This is a genomic window from Acidimicrobiia bacterium (assembly GCA_041394025.1).
Lineage (GTDB): Bacteria > Actinomycetota > Acidimicrobiia > IMCC26256 > JAOSJL01 > JAOSJL01.
Genome location: JAWKJA010000003.1, coordinates 740,255 through 755,092, shown reverse-complemented (window position 1 = coordinate 755,092; position 14,838 = coordinate 740,255). Strand labels below are relative to the sequence as shown.

Annotated in this window: 12 protein-coding genes; 10 read left to right on the top strand and 2 right to left on the bottom strand. The window is 67.3% G+C overall.

What is annotated here, in order from left to right:
• Positions 1-12 precede the first annotated feature (12 nt).
• Genes R3A49_10995 through R3A49_10950 form a run of 10 tightly spaced genes read left to right on the top strand, consistent with a single transcriptional unit; the run spans position 13 to position 13,597 of the window.
• Entirely contained in the window at positions 13-1,074 is a 1,062-nt protein-coding gene (locus tag R3A49_10995; GenBank protein MEZ5171258.1) for an LLM class flavin-dependent oxidoreductase, read from the top strand.
• Complete coding sequence (locus tag R3A49_10990; GenBank protein MEZ5171257.1) at positions 1,074-2,159, top strand: LLM class flavin-dependent oxidoreductase; 1,086 nt, start codon at positions 1,074-1,076, stop codon at positions 2,157-2,159. Before R3A49_10995 ends, R3A49_10990 begins: the two co-directional genes overlap by 1 nt.
• Complete coding sequence (locus R3A49_10985; GenBank protein ID MEZ5171256.1) at positions 2,160-3,365, top strand: acyl-CoA dehydrogenase family protein; 1,206 nt, start codon at positions 2,160-2,162, stop codon at positions 3,363-3,365. It abuts the gene before it with no gap.
• 1 nt (position 3,366) lies between these two features.
• Positions 3,367-4,509 carry an acyl-CoA dehydrogenase gene (locus R3A49_10980; GenBank protein MEZ5171255.1) on the top strand — a complete coding sequence of 381 codons (1,143 nt, stop codon included), beginning with the start codon at positions 3,367-3,369 and terminating at the stop codon, positions 4,507-4,509.
• Positions 4,506-6,494 carry an FAD-dependent oxidoreductase gene (locus R3A49_10975; GenBank protein MEZ5171254.1) on the top strand — a complete coding sequence of 663 codons (1,989 nt, stop codon included), beginning with the start codon at positions 4,506-4,508 and terminating at the stop codon, positions 6,492-6,494. The genes R3A49_10980 and R3A49_10975 overlap by 4 nt, the downstream gene beginning before the upstream one ends.
• A 5-nt stretch (positions 6,495-6,499) precedes the next feature.
• Positions 6,500-7,438 carry an amidohydrolase family protein gene (locus tag R3A49_10970; protein MEZ5171253.1) on the top strand — a complete coding sequence of 313 codons (939 nt, stop codon included), beginning with the start codon at positions 6,500-6,502 and terminating at the stop codon, positions 7,436-7,438.
• A gap of 27 nt (positions 7,439-7,465) precedes the next feature.
• Positions 7,466-8,743, top strand: coding sequence for a MaoC family dehydratase N-terminal domain-containing protein (locus R3A49_10965; protein MEZ5171252.1), 1,278 nt, complete (start codon positions 7,466-7,468; stop codon positions 8,741-8,743).
• A complete protein-coding gene (locus R3A49_10960) occupies positions 8,743-11,106 on the top strand; it encodes a CoA transferase (GenBank protein MEZ5171251.1) in 2,364 nt (787 codons plus the stop codon). Before R3A49_10965 ends, R3A49_10960 begins: the two co-directional genes overlap by 1 nt.
• A complete protein-coding gene (locus R3A49_10955) occupies positions 11,099-12,769 on the top strand; it encodes a class I adenylate-forming enzyme family protein (protein MEZ5171250.1) in 1,671 nt (556 codons plus the stop codon). Before R3A49_10960 ends, R3A49_10955 begins: the two co-directional genes overlap by 8 nt.
• Positions 12,770-12,805: 36 nt before the next feature.
• Positions 12,806-13,597, top strand: coding sequence for a glucose 1-dehydrogenase (locus R3A49_10950; protein MEZ5171249.1), 792 nt, complete (start codon positions 12,806-12,808; stop codon positions 13,595-13,597).
• Positions 13,598-13,668: 71 nt separating this feature from the next.
• Here R3A49_10950 and R3A49_10945 read toward each other — a convergent pair whose 3' ends face one another.
• Both R3A49_10945 and R3A49_10940 read right to left on the bottom strand, forming a co-directional pair.
• Positions 13,669-14,076 carry a nuclear transport factor 2 family protein gene (locus R3A49_10945; GenBank protein MEZ5171248.1) on the bottom strand — a complete coding sequence of 136 codons (408 nt, stop codon included), beginning with the start codon at positions 14,074-14,076 and terminating at the stop codon, positions 13,669-13,671.
• 2 nt (positions 14,077-14,078) lie between these two features.
• Complete coding sequence (locus tag R3A49_10940) at positions 14,079-14,834, bottom strand: SDR family NAD(P)-dependent oxidoreductase (protein MEZ5171247.1); 756 nt, start codon at positions 14,832-14,834, stop codon at positions 14,079-14,081.
• Between the last annotated feature and the right edge of the window lie 4 nt (positions 14,835-14,838).

Here is a 14,838-nt window from a genome sequence, read left to right as displayed (position 1 = left end):
GTTCGGAGAAGCATGGAGATCATCGTCGGCCCGTACGGGATGCAGAGCCCGCACCCGTATCGACGCCCCCACGTCGAGCTCTACGACGAGCTGATCGTGCACGCGCAGCGTGCCGAGGAGCTCGGGTTCGACGGCATCGCGCTCACCGAGCATTCGTTCTGGTACGACGGCTACTGCCCGTCGTTGCTTCCGACGATCGCTGCGGTCTCCCAGCACACCGAGCGGATCAAGCTCGTCACCGGAGCGCTCCTCCTCCCGCAGCACGACCCTCTCAAGGTGGCCGAGGAGGCCGCCGTCGTCGACCGCCTCTCGGGTGGCCGCCTCGTGCTCGGCATGGGGGCCGGGTACCGGCCCGAGGAGTTCCTGGGCCACGGTGTTCCCGAAGGACGCTGGGGCGCCCGACTCTTCGAAGCCATGGAGGTCGTCCGCCTCGCACTCACCGAGGAGACGTTCTCCTTCCACGGCGACTTCTACGACTACGACGAGGTGTCGCTGGCAACGCGGCCCGTCCAGAGCCCGCCACCTCTGTGGGTCTGTGCGGGGTTCGCCGACTGGTCGGCCAGGGGATCGGGCCGCCGGGGGTGGGCCTACTGCACCACGGGCGACGTGGAAGGTGGCGGCGCTGTCTTCGACGACTACGAGGAAGCCGCGGTCGCAGCCGGTCACGACCGCGCCTCGCTGAAGCGGGGCCTGTTCCGCGACGTTCTCGTCATGCCCAGCGAGTACGAGGTCACCGCGATCGCCGAGGAGGACTTCTGGCCGGCCTTCAACGACCAGTTCCTCGGTTTCGGGTTCCTCAAACGCATGAATCCCGACGGCGAACAGATCACCGAGTTGCCCGTCGAGCTCAAGGACATGTTCATCCACAACCCGCGCAACGCCGTGGGGACACCCGAATCGGTCCGCGAGCAGATGAAACCGGTGATCGAGATGGATCTCGATCTGCTGATCGTGCGCACGATCTGGGCCAACTTCAGGCACGAGCGGACACTTCGCACGATGGAGACGTTCGCGAAAGAGGTCATGCCCCACATCCGTGCGGAGAGTCGCCGCCGACAGGAACAGGGACGCTGATGCGACTGGGACTGCTCTACGGACTCGGCCCGGACGCCGCCGCCGACGGTTACGAGTCGGCGCTGACCCAGATCGACGAAGCCGACCGTCTCGGTCTCGACTTCGTGCTCTTCGAGGAGCACCACGGTGCCCGTGGTTGCCCGGCGGTCGGGTCGCTCGTCACCGCTGCCGCGGCACGCACCCGGGCGATTCGTGTGGGAGCGGCCAACCGGCAACTCACACTCGAGTACCCCACCAACGTCGCCGAGGACTTCGCGGTCGCCGATCTGATCTCGCGCGGACGGGTCGTGCTCGGCGTGTCGCCGGGTGAGCGAGAAGCGGAGTTCGACGCAGCCGGGGTCTCGTGGGACAACCGGGAGGAGAGCTTTCGCGAAGCCGTCGACATCGTGCGCACCCTCTGGACGCAGAGCGCCGTCCAGTACATCGGTGAGCGCTACCAGTTCCCGCTCGAGGCCGAGGGACAACCGGGATGGCGTCGCCAGCCCTACATGCCCCCGTTCGTCGACCAGTGGCGCCGAGGGCAGGCGAAACCCGACTACCTGCCGATGCTCCCGCGGCCCGTGCAGTGGCCCCATCCTCCGATCTGGGTCACCGGGTGGAGGCGCGACACGATCGAGTGGGCCGCGACACGCGGTCTCGGTTTCCGCTGCTCCTCGCTCGAGACCGACGACGAGGCCCGCACCAGGATCGGCTGGTACGGCGACGCGCTCGAGGCCGCCGGCCGAAGCCGCAACGAGGTCGACGTGGTGCTGACACGTGAGATGTTCCTGGCTGCCGACGGCGACCAGGCGCGTGAGCAGGCACTCCCCGCGTTGCGTGACCACGTGGCGGCCGTTCGGGCCGAGGCCACCGACGAGCAGGCCGACCTGGCCATCATGGGCGACCTCGACGAGCAGGAGCTCCTCGACCGCTGTTTCCTCGTCGGTACACCGTTCGACGTGCTCGATCGGATCAAAGGGCTCCAGGCGGACTCCGGTGTCACGCACCTGGCGTGCCGGATCTGGCTGCCTGGTCGGGAGCATCTCGATGCTCTCGAGTGCATCCGTCTCCTGGCGTCGCAACTGCACACGAGGCTGGTCGCCTGAGTGGACCTCCGTTTCGCACCCGAAGACGACGAGTTCCGGGCCCGGCTGCGCTCCTGGCTTGCGGAGCACGCCGGTCGGCTCGAGGACGCCTCGAGCGTGATGAAAGGTGTTGGAGGCGCCGGCATCATGGACGCCATCCAGATGGCTCGCGACTGGCAGCGAATCCTCTGGGAGGCGGGCTACGTCGGTCTCTCCTGGCCCGAGAGATACGGCGGCCAGAACGCGTCACTCACCGAGCAGGTGATCGTCGCCGAGGAGTTGGCGGCGGTGAGGACCCCGCCGCTGATCAACACGATCGGCCTGACGATCCTGGGCCCGACGCTGATCCGCCACGGTACCGAGCACCAGCGGGAGCGCTTCCTCCCGAAGATCCTGAGCGCGGAGGAGCTCTGGTGCCAGGGGTTCAGCGAGCCGGAGGCCGGAAGCGACCTCGCCGCGCTCACGACCCGAGCCGACATCAACGGTGACGACTTCGTCGTCAACGGCCAGAAGGTCTGGACGAGCCTCGCTCCCATCGCCGACTGGTGCTTCCTTCTCGTTCGCACGGACCCCGACGCGCCCAAACGCGAAGGCATCAGCTATCTCCTCTGCGACATGACGACGCCGGGGCTCACGGTCACTCCGCTGCGCAACGCGGCCGGTGGCATCCACTTCAGTGAGATGTTCTTCGATGACGTCCGTGTACCTCGCGCCAACCTCGTCGGTGACCTGAACCGTGGTTGGCAGATCGCGCGCACCACACTCGAGCACGAACGCAGTGGATTGTCGAGCGTGCTGGCACTCGAACAGAACCTCACGCGGCTTCGTCAGACCGCGTGCAACACATCGCGTGGTGACGGTCGTGCGATCGACGATCAGGCGATCCGCCGGGAGCTCGCCCAACGGTGGGTCGAACTCGAAGGGCTTCGCCACCTCGGCTACCGCACCCTCAGTGATCAGCTCGCGGGTCGTCCACCGGGTGCCAACACCTCGGTGGGAAAGCTGTTCGCGGCACAGCTCCGACAGCGCATCGCACGCCTCGCGCTGACGATCGAGGGACCACTCGCGTCCGTCACGAAGAAGTCGCCACACGTCATCGACCGGGGTCGCTGGAACGCCGTCTACTTCGATGCACTCGGCCACAGCATCGGTGGCGGTACGAGTGAGATTCAACGCAACACGATCGCCGAGCGCGTGCTCGGTCTTCCCCGCTCGGTGCCGGACTGACATGGACTTCGAACTCAGCGAGGAGCAGCTCGTTCTTCGGGAAGCCGTTCGTGACTTCCTCGTACGACGGTGGGACGCGGATCACATGCGCCGGGCCCTCGACGATCCGCCCGCGCTCATTCCGACCGAGCTCTGGAAGGAGATGGCGGCGCTCGGGTGGATCGGGATCGCCGTGTCCGACGACGTGGGGGGTGGCGGCAGCGACGTGCTGACAGCCTCTGTGCTCGCCGAGGAATCGGGACGCGGACTGCTTCCGGCCACACTCTCGTCGGTCCTTGCCGCAGCGATCGCGATCGACCGTGGTGGCGGCGCCCAGCGCACCTCCGTTCTTCCTGCACTGTGCGCGGGTGACCACCGCGTCATCTGTGCGATCGAGGAGCCCGGCGGTGCCTGGGGACCCGATGCTGTCCGATCGGAGGCGGAGACGGTCGCCGACGGGTGGGTGCTCTCGGGAACGAAGATCCTCGTGCCTGACAGCGAGGAGCTCGAGCAGCTCCTGGTCGCAGCCCGAACGCCGGCCGGGCTCGGGTTGGTCGAAGTTCCCGTGGAGACACCGGGCATCACCGTCACTCCGATGCGGCGTCTCGACGCCCAGTCGATCGCCGAGGTCGTTCTCGACGGCGTCGTGGTACCGGCGTCCGCGCTGATCGGGGGCCCGGAGAGGGCCGACGCGACGCTGCGCGCTGTCTACGACATATGGACGGTGCTCTCGGCGGCGGACCTGCTCGGTGTCGCGGAGGCCGCACTCGACCTGACAACCGCCTATGCCACAGAGCGGAGGCAGTTCGGTCGTCCGATCGGCTCCTTCCAGGCGGTGAGCCACCGACTTGCCGACCTTCTCGTCGACGTCGAGATCAGCCGCAGTCTCGTGTACGCGGCCTGTCTCGCTCTCGACGAAGACCGGGAGAACGCGCCGGCGCTCGTGTCGGCGGCGAAGTCGTTCGCGGGCGACACGGCCGTCGCCGCCGCCGAAGGCGCTGTGCAACTCCACGGCGGAATCGGGTTCACGTGGGAACTCGACGTTCACCTGTACCTACGCCGGGCACTGGCCGGGGCAGCGTCACTCGGAGATTCCGACTTCCACCGTGACCGGATCGCCCGCGTTCTCGACCGGTACGACACGGGTCAGGACGATCAACCATGACGGCGGCGGGCGCGGGCTTCGAACGGCTCTTCTCTGCCCTCGACGTCGGTCCCATCCGCGTGCCGAACCGGATCTGCGAGACGACCAACTCGATCGGCGCAGGTGCCATGCCCGGCATTCCCGACGAAGCGTTCATCGAGCACCACGTGGCCAAGGCCCGGGGAGGAACCGGCTGGATCGGCGGCGAGACGCTCGTGTTGAACTCCCCGTTGCCCGACGAAGGAGCCGACGAGTTCTTCCCCGGCGCGGGCGCGACGCGCTTTCCGCTCTACCTCATGCCCGACTTCGTCGGGCAGACCACCGCATTCGTGTCCGCAGTCCACGACGCGGGCTCGGTTGCCGTCTTCCAGCTCACCCACCTGAACCACACGATGGCCGCGTCGTCGGTTCCGATCGTCGAGGCCTACGACTGGATTCCCCACGAGCTGAACGAGGATCAGATCGAGTTCATCGTCAACACGTATGCGGAAGCGGCTGCGCAGCTCGTGGCGGCCGACGCCGACGGGATCGAGATCCACTGCGCACACGAGACTCTGCCCCAGACGTTTCTCTCACCCGCACTGAACTGTCGTACCGACCGCTGGGGCGGCGACGCCGGGGCCCGTACACGGTTCGTCACCGAGATCCTCACGCGCGTGCGTGAACGGATCGGCAACTCGGCAGCGCTCGGCGTCCGTGTGTGCGCGCGCGAAGAACGTGAGGGTGGGTACGGGCTCCTCGAGATGCGGGAGATGCTGACCTGCATCGCAGAGAGCGAGACGCTCGACTTCGTCAACGTCGACGTCGGTCATTCGTGGGGCGCGCCCTACGTGCAGCCGTCGTACTACGGGCACGCCGAGCACCGGGAGGTCGGGCGTGCGATCCGCGCCGACGTCAGCCCTGTTCCCGTCCTCTTCGCCGGACGGGTCAACGACCCGGTCGTGGCCGAAGACCTGCTCGCGGCGGGCGTCTGCGACCTCGTCGGGATGACACGGGCCGGGATCGCAGACCCCGAGTTCGCCAACAAGGCCCGCGAGGGGCGTCTGGGAGAGATCCGCCGTTGCATCGCCTGCAACCGCTGCATCGCGGAGTCGATCGACAACACGACCCCGTCGATGTTCCACAAGCCTGTGTGCTCCGTCAACCCCGTCATCGGCCATGAGACCGAGTGGAGGATGCTCTACCAGCCCGCGGCGGAGCCGAGGCGGGTCGTCGTGGTCGGTGGAGGCGCGGCCGGTCTCGAGGTCGCCCGGGTGGCCGCACAGCGCGGGCACGACGTCGTGGTGCTGGAGCGCAGGGCGGCGCTCGGCGGTCAGGTCCGTCTGGCATCCCGCGCCCCCGGACGCGACGCCTTCGAGGACTTCATCTACTACGAGGAGAACCAGATGGAACTCCTCGGGATCGACGTGCGACTGGGCGCCGAGGGGTCACTCACCGAGGTCCTCGCGCTCGAACCCGACGTGGTCGTGTGCGCGACAGGATCCGTTCCGCGCCGTCCCGACACGCCGGGTGTCGACGCTGCGCACGTCGTCCAGGGATGGGACGTCCTCGACGGCAGCGTCGAGATCGGAGAGCGTGTGGCAGTCGTGTCCCAGGAGGACCACTTCGAGACTCCGAACGTCGCCGACTTCCTGGCCACCAACGGCAAGGACGTCGAGATCTTCCACAAGTGGACAGCGCTCGGCAACCAGATCGACCGCTACTCGATCGGGCCGGTGATGCGTCGCCTCGCAGGTCACGGGATCCCGATCCACACCGGCATGCGCCTCGCCGAGGTCGACGGCTCGAGGTTGGCGTTCACGTCGGCGTTCACCGGAGATTCGTGCAGCGTCGACGGATTCGATGCCGTGGTGCTCGTCTACGGTTCGGTGCCCGACGACCGGCTCCACCGGCAGCTTCGAGGCGCCGGCTCGGTCGACCGGCTCTTTCTCGTCGGGTCGGCCTGGGTGCCGCGTCGGCTCGCCGAGGCCACACAACACGGTGCCCGGGTGGGACTGGAGGTCTGAGCGACATGGAGCTGACCGATTACCCGACGATCGACGTCATGAACCACCTGCTCGAGGTGCGCAACTCTCTGGCGGGGAACCCCTTCGAGTTCCGCGAGTTCCAGATCATGCTGGACACGACCTTCAAGGCGTTGTCCAAGCCGAGCCCACCCGCCGGCAGCGAGAAGTCGTCCGAGAAGAAGCGTTCGGGCGGTGCGGGCATGCTCGCCGGTCACGCGACGACAGCGGAGTGTCTCGCCGACATGGACGAACTCGGCTACACACACGTCTCGGTCTGTGCCACGAAGATGTGGTCGTACTACCACCACCGCGACTTCATCATGAACTACCCGATCGAGCCGGTCGGTGAGGCCGTCGCCGAGTCGGGAGGCCGCATCATCGGCGCCGCGAGCTACGACCCGTTCCGCGTCACGGAGAGCTGTGCCGAGGTCGAGTACTCCGTGAAGGAGCTCGGCTTCCGCTACGTCTGGTTTCATCCGCTGTCGTACGGCCTCGCACCCAACGACCGTCGCTTCTACCCCCTCTACGCCAAGTGTGCCGAGCTCGACATCCCCGTGGGGTTCCAGGTCGGCCAGTCGGCCGAGGTGCTGCCCTCCGACTGCGGTCGGCCGATGCTCGCCGACGACGTCGCCATCGAGTTCCCCGATCTGCGCATCAACCTCTCCCACACGGGCTGGCCGTGGGTCGACGAATGGTGCTCGATGCTGTGGCGACACCCGAACGTGTTCGGCGACATCTCGGCCTACTACCCCCACAGCCTCGACGAGCGCCTCGTACGCTTCATGGACTCGTCACGGGGCCGGCACAAGGTGCTCTTCGGCACCAACGGCCTCGGCCTCGAGCGCTGCAAGGCGGAGTTCCTCGAGCTCGACATCGCCGAGGAGACCAAACAGGCCGTTCTCCACGACAACGCGGTCCGGTTCTTCGCGCTCGACATCAACTGATCAGGATCGACGAGGAAAGGCGAACGGATGCCGCTTCACGAAGGAGAGATCTGGGGAGAGATCACCCAGGCCAGTCTCGAGCGTCTCCTCGAACGCAAAGGCGTCTCGCGCGAGGAGCGAGGCACGATGTTCCGTCTCAACCTGAGTGAGGAGGAGAAGGCGAAGATCGAGGACTGGCGACCCGAATTCGCCAACTTCGCGGTGACCAAGGAGACGAACGGCCGGATCGCCCGGGGGATCGCCGACCTCAACCCGCTCTACATCGACGAGGCGTACGCGAGGAGGTCGATCTGGGGCGCCATGCTGGCTCCTCCGGCCACGCTCTGCTGGACCGAGACGGTCAACGGCGCCACCGACGGTTTCCCCGGATGTCACACGATCTGGCGGGGTGTCGAGTACGAGTGGGAACGGCCGCTCTTCGCCGGAGCGAAGATCGGGTCCCGCAGCTACCTCACCGACGCCGAGATCGTGCAGAGCGAGTTCGCGGGTGGTGATGCCGCTGTCCAACGCTACGAGACCGAGGCATACACGATGGACGGTGGCTTCATCGGCTCCTACCGCACCTCGTGGCATCGATTCTCCCGCAAGAAGGCGAAGTCGTCGAAGAAGTACGCGGGCATCGAACGCCACGAATGGACCGACGATGAGCTCGATGCCGTGTGGGCCGAGTACAAGTCCCAGAATCTCGCCAACCGGCGTGGTGACGAACCGCTCTACCACGAGGACGTCGAGGTCGGCTTCGAGGTCCCGCATATCATCAAGGGCCCGATCACGCTGACGAGCAAGATCGCGTTCGAGATGGCGTTCGGTGCCGGTGGCTGGTTCGTGGGCCACGAGCTGGCCATGCAGCTGTGGGAGAACGCACCCCGGCTTCCCATCAAGAACGAGGAAAACGTCCCCGAGCCGCCGGTGGCGATCCACTGGACGAACGAGCGCTGCCAGAAGTACCTGGGGATGCCCGGCGCGTACGAGGCCGGTTTCGAGCGCCTCAACTGGTTCACCCAGTTGTTGATGTCGTGGTTCGGCGACCACGGCATGCTGCGCAACCTTCGGCTCGCGTTCAAGGGATTCCACTGGCAGGGGGATGCGGTACGCCTGTTCGCCACTGTGACCGGTAAGCGGGTCGAGGGCGATCGGCACCTCGTGGATCTGGACATCTGGACGATGTCGCACCCGCGTGGCGACCGGACGTCCGAGGGCACGGCCGTCGTCGAGTTGCCCTCGCGGGAAGCCGGTAACGCGGTGTGGACGGCTACCGACGCCGTCGATGCCGTCGATGCCGTCGATGACGGAACGGCGACGTGATGGCGGGCGCACTCGACGGGCTTCGCGTCGTGGAGCTCGGCAACCAGGTCTCGGCGCCGTTCTGCGCGCGCCTGTTGGCCGACCTCGGCGCCGATGTCCTCAAGGTCGAGTCGCCGGCCGGTGACCCGTCACGTCGCGTCGGTCCGTTCCCGGGTGACACAGCCGATCCCGAGGAGAGCGGTCTCTTCCACTTCGTGAACGCGGGCAAGCAGGGCGCCACGTGTGATCTCGACACGGACGAGGGTCTCGACTGGTTGCACCGACAGCTCGCGGGCTCCGATGTGCTCGTCGAGAACCTCGAACCCGGCGATCGTGACCGGTTCGGGCTCGACTTCGCCGCCGTCGGGACGCGTCATCCCCATCTGGTCGCCGTGTCTCTCTCACCCTACGGCCGGACCGGCGAGTGGGCCGACCGGCCGGGCACGGACCTCACCGCCCAGGCGGCGAGCTCACTGGTGCTCGGGTTGGGCTCCGAGGATCAGCGCCCACTGCGCATTCCGTGGGAACAGGCCGACTACCAGGCCGGGTTCCACGGTGCCGCCGCGGCGCTCTGTGCGTTGCGCGAGCGGCGCAGCTCGGGGAGAGGGCAGGGGATCGACGTTTCCTCGGCCCAGGTCATGGGCTACCTCGTCGGGGGCATGCACAACGTCACGGCCAAGAACGGCAACAAGTGGGCCCGGCACGGGAGCCTGCTCGGTGGCGCGCCCTACCCCTCGGGATTCTTCGAGTGCGCCGACGGGTTCGTGTGCATCGCATCGACGACCCCCAAGCAGTGGGAGGCGTTCCTCGACCTCATGGACAACCCGAAGTGGGCCAAGGACGAGGCGCGGAACTCCATCTACCTCGGGCTCGTCGACTCCGAGCCGGCCCACCGCCACTTCCAGGAGTGGTTGAAGTGCTACTCGCGCGCCGAACTGCTCGAGATGGCCGCTGCCGAGAGCATCGTCATGGGCGTTGCACAGACTGTCGAAGAGGTGCTGGACAGCGAACAGTTCGCGTTCCGGGACCTCTGGGCCTCCATCACCCTCGGACAGTCGGACGTCCGCATCCCCAAGCCGGGCTACAGGCTCTCCGGCTCGCCCACCGCGATCGACGGTCGCGGCCCGGCGCTTCGCGCCGAGCCGATGGCCGGTGACGTGCCGGCACCGGTCACCCTGGCGCCCGGTGAGCAACCGGCAGGGGCACTCGAGGGCGTCCGCGTGCTCGATTTCGGCTGGAACTGGGCAGGGCCGATGGCCGGACAACTGCTGGCGGACATGGGTGCGGAGGTGATCCGCGTCGAGACCTCGAAGCGTCAGGACCTGATGCGGTTCCTCGACTACACGTCGAACTTCTTCTGCCACAACAACCGTTCCAAGATGTCGACGACGATCAACGTCGCCGTACCCGAGGGTGCCCGGCTCGCCCGCGAGCTCGCCAAGACCGCCGACGTCGTCATGGACAACTTCGCAGCCGGCAAGATGGCCAAGAACGGGCTCGGCTACGACGAGTTGCGGGAGGCGAATCCCGAACTCGTCGTCGTCTCGATGAGCATGGCGGGCCAGAGGGGTCCCCTGCGCGGCATGCGGGGGTTCGCGTCGATAGCGACCGGGTACTCGGGTCTCGAGCTCATGGTCGGCTATCCCGAAGCAGGCGTCAGCACCGGCCTCCTCCCGTTCGGCCTCGGCGACACCTCGATGTCGGTCCAGGCCGTGATCGGCGCGCTCGCGGCACTCGAGCACCGTGACCGCACGGGTGAGGGTCAGTTCGTCGACGTCAGCCAGATCGACTGCGCGGCCGCGACGATGGGGCAGCCGCTCCTCGAGTTCCAGCTCACCGGTCGCGTGGCCGGCGCGCAGGGGAACTCGCATTCCTGGTACTGCCCGCACGGGCTTTACGCCACCGCCGGCGAGGACCGCTGGCTCGCACTCGCCGTACGTGACGACAGTGAATGGAAGGCGCTTGTCGATGTCGTCGGTCGAAGCGAGTGGGTCGCCGACGATGCACTGACGACTCCGGAGGGGCGGCGGTCACGGACAGCCGAGATCGACGAGGCGATCTCGGAGTGGGCGACAACGCTCGAGCGCGACGAGGCGGTCGAACGGCTTCTCGCGGCAGGCATAGCCGCGGCACCCGTGCTCGAGCTCGAGGAGCGCAACGAGCATGCGCACTGGAAGACCCGCGGCTTCACCCTGTGGCACGAGTTCGAGGGTTTCGACCCCTGCACGATCTACGCCACGCCGTGGTTGCTCACGCGCACACCCCCCGCGCTCATCCGCCCGACTCCCCGGCTCGGCGAGCACAACGACTACGTCTGCCGCGATCTGCTGGGTCTCGATCACGACGAGACCGTGAGACTGAAGGATGAGGGCGTTCTTGTCTGAGCCCACGGTCGGGCGCGACGTCCCGGACGACCAGCCGACGTCGCTGCCCGACCTCCTGCATCGCAGCGTCGAGGCGTACGGTGAACGCCGCGCGCTCATCACGCTCGATGCGCAGTACAGCTACCGCGACCTCGCCCTCCTCTCGGATCGCTACGCCCGGGCGCTCGTAGCTGCCGGTGTCGAAAAGGGCAGCCGCGTCGCGCTGCTCATGGAGAACGATCCGCACTGGGTGGCGTTCGCCCTCGCCGCGACGTCCATCGGAGCGCTCTTCGTGCCGGTCAGCACCTTCGTCCACCGCGACGACCTCGCCTACCAGCTCGCTCACGGCGATGTCGAGCACCTCTTCATGTCGGCGCGGTTCCTCGACAACGACTACCTGCGCATGCTCGTGGAGATCGTCCCCGACATCACGGCGACCGAATCCGGTCGGTTGTCCTCGCAGCAGCTCCCCGTGCTGCGCAGCGTCGTCGTTCGTGGGGAGGAGGTGCTCCCGGCGGGTATCCGGACGTGGCACGAGTTCCTCGCGTCGGGTGATGACGTACCCGACTCGGAGGTACGCGCCCTCCAGGACGCGGTCGGTCCCGATGATGAGTGCTATCTGCTCACGACGTCGGGGACGACGGCCCGACCGAAGGGTGTGCTGCACACGCACCGCGCCATCGCCGGGAACGGTGCCCGCATCGGCGACTACCAGGGCCTCGACCAGCACGACGTGGTCTGGTTCTACTTCCCGCTCTTCTTCTCCGCCGGGTGCATCAACGTCATGGTGGGCACGCTCTCCCACGGTGCCGCCCTGATCCTCCAACCCAGCTTCGACGCCGGCGTCGCGCTCGAGCTGATCGAGCGCGAGCGGGCCACGACCTGGCATCTGTGGCTGCACCAGCTCAACCAACTCGTCGAACACCCCGACTGGAGCACGCGCGACCACAGCCGTCTCCACAAGGGGACCGGCCCCTACGACGTGCTCTGCGAGACGCCCCCGACCGACGGCCTCGGCGGCGTCAACATGTACGGGATGACCGAGACCGCCACCGCGTTCTCCTGCACCCGGGCCGATGAACCGCTCGACATCCGCCTGAACACGCAGGGCCATCTCCTCGCCGGAAACGAGATCGAGGTCCGAGACCCCGAAACAGGTGAGCGGCTACCCGATGAGCAGACGGGAGAGTTCCATGTGAGGGGTCCGAGCGTCATGCGCGGCTACGACAAGGTCGATCCGACGACGACCTTCGACGCCAGGGGCTTCTTCCCCACGGGTGATCTGGGTTTCATCGACGCCGACGGCCGTGTGCATTTCGAACAGCGGCGCACGGACGTGATCAAGACCGGTGGCATCAACGTGAGCCCGGCCGAGGTCGAGGCGACGCTTGTCGGAATCCCCGGTGTCGACGCCGCCTACGTGTTCGCTCTCACCGACGAGGACAAGGGCGAGGTCGTCGGTGCGGCACTCGTCACCGAGCCTGTCGACTCGCTCGACGAGGCCACGGTGACCGACTTCTGTCGCACCGAACTACCCGGGTACAAGCGTCCGAAGGCGGTTCTCGTCCTGGCCCCGGATGCGATCCCCATGACCGGTAGCGGGAAGGTCACGAAGCACGTTCTGCGCGATCGCTTGCTCGGGGCCATCGAGCGGGGGGTCGGTCCCTTTGTCGCCGAGAACTGACACCGACGTGACAGGTTCCGAGTGTGAGGAGAGTACGTGAGCAGGCTCGAAGGAAAGATCGCCGTGGTCACCGGTGGTGCGAGCGGTATCGGTGCGGCTATCGCCCGCCGGTTCGTCGCCGATGGTGCGCGGGTCGTGATCGGCGACATTTCGGACGAGGAGGGCGAGGCAGTTGCCGGCTCCCTCGGAGACGACGCGCTGTACCGCCACTGCGATGTGACGAGTGAGGACGAGATCGCCGCGCTCGTGGAGGGTGCGACGGAGGAGTTCGGCCGTCTCGACATCATGGTGAACAATGCCGGTGCCGTCGGTGCCCGTGGTTCGATCCTCGACATCACGGCGGACGAATGGGATGCGACGATCAACCTGCTGTTGCGGAGCACCTTCCTCGGGATACGTCACGCCGGGCGGGTCCTCGTCGCCCAGCGTGACGGCGGGTCGATCATCAACACCGCGAGCATTGCCGCCCACGCCCCCGGCAACGGCCCGCACGTCTACGGAACGGCAAAGGCGGGTGTCGTCCACCTCACGCAGCGCGTCGCCCTCGAGCTCGGGGAGCAACGGATCCGTGTGAACGCCATCTGTCCGGGCGGGATCGTCACGCCGCTCGTCCTCGGTGCGGTGGGCGTGGGTCCCGAGGAGGCCGACTCCATCGCCGAGGTCATCGCCGCCGTACGGCCGTATCCCCGAGCGGGCAGACCCGACGATGTGGCCGCGACGGCCGCCTGGCTCGCGAGCGACGACGGTGAGTTCGTCACCGGTCAGGCGATCACCGTCGACGGGGGTGAGAGCGTCGGCCCCAAGTGGTCGGATCAGATCCTCACGTGACCGGGTGACCCGACCGGGTGGTCCGACCGGGTGGCCCGACCGGGTGGCCCGACCGGGTGGCCCGACCGAACTCAGGGCCCCTCGAACCAGAGGGCCTCGAGCTGGTGGTGCGAGATCCTCCACCCGTCGGAGGTGCGGACCAACTCCTCCCGATACACACCGCCGACGACGAAGGGGCCCTGTTCGAGGATGTGAGTGGCGATCAGGTTGGCGCGCAGCCGGGCACTGTCGCCGTCGATGTCCGTCTCGGCGTTGGTGATGACGTGGTGGGTCGACTCGTAGGGCTCGAGCGCGACGCGTATGGCGTCGACGATCGCCTCGTAGCCGACGAGCCGATCGCCACCCGCGAGAACACCGGTGACCTCGGGAATGAAGCACGTCTCGAGGCGATCCCAGTCGCGTTCATCCAGGCTGCTGCCGTAACGGAGCAGGACATCGGCGATTGCGAGTCGGTCGCGGACCTCTTCGGTGTCGTCCATGGTCAGCGGACCGCCATGACTCCGCCGTCGACGCTGATCCCCTCACCCGTGACGAAGCAGGCGTCGTCGCTGCTGAGGAAGAGGACGACCCCTACCACGTCGTCGACCGTGCCCACCCGTCCGAGGGGCGCCTTGTCGGCCCACTCCTGCTTGAACTCGGGCGCCATCTCGGCGACCGGTTCGGTCATCGGGGACTCGATGTAACCGGGGTGGACGCAGTTCACCCGGATGTCGGGCGCGCCCTCCTGGGCGAGTGACCGGCACAGTCCCACGAGTGCGGTCTTCGCGGTGCTGTAGGCGGGGATCATCGCGTTGCCGACCAGGCCTTCGACGCTGGAGGTCATGACGATCGACCCGCCGCCGGCACGCCGAAGTGCGGGGAGTGCGGCCTTCACCGTGCGGAAGACCCCGTTGAGGTTGATGTCGATCACCGAGATGAAGTCCTCTTCGCTCACGTGCTCGACGCCACCGGCGCCGACGACGCCGGCGTTGGCGAAGACATGGTCGAGGCGGCCCCAGCTCTTCTCGATCCGGGCGACCGCGTCGGTGCAGTCGGCGAGACTCCGCACGTCGCAGGGGGCGCTCAACGCCGTTCCTCCGGCTTCCTCGACCAGTGTGACGGTGGCGTCGGAGCCCTTCTCGTCGAGATCACTGATCGCGATCCTGGCACCTTCCTGCGCGAACCGGATGGCCGCGGCACGCCCGATTCCCGATGCGCCACCGGTCACCCAGGCGACCTTCCCGTTGAATCGCTCCATGGCT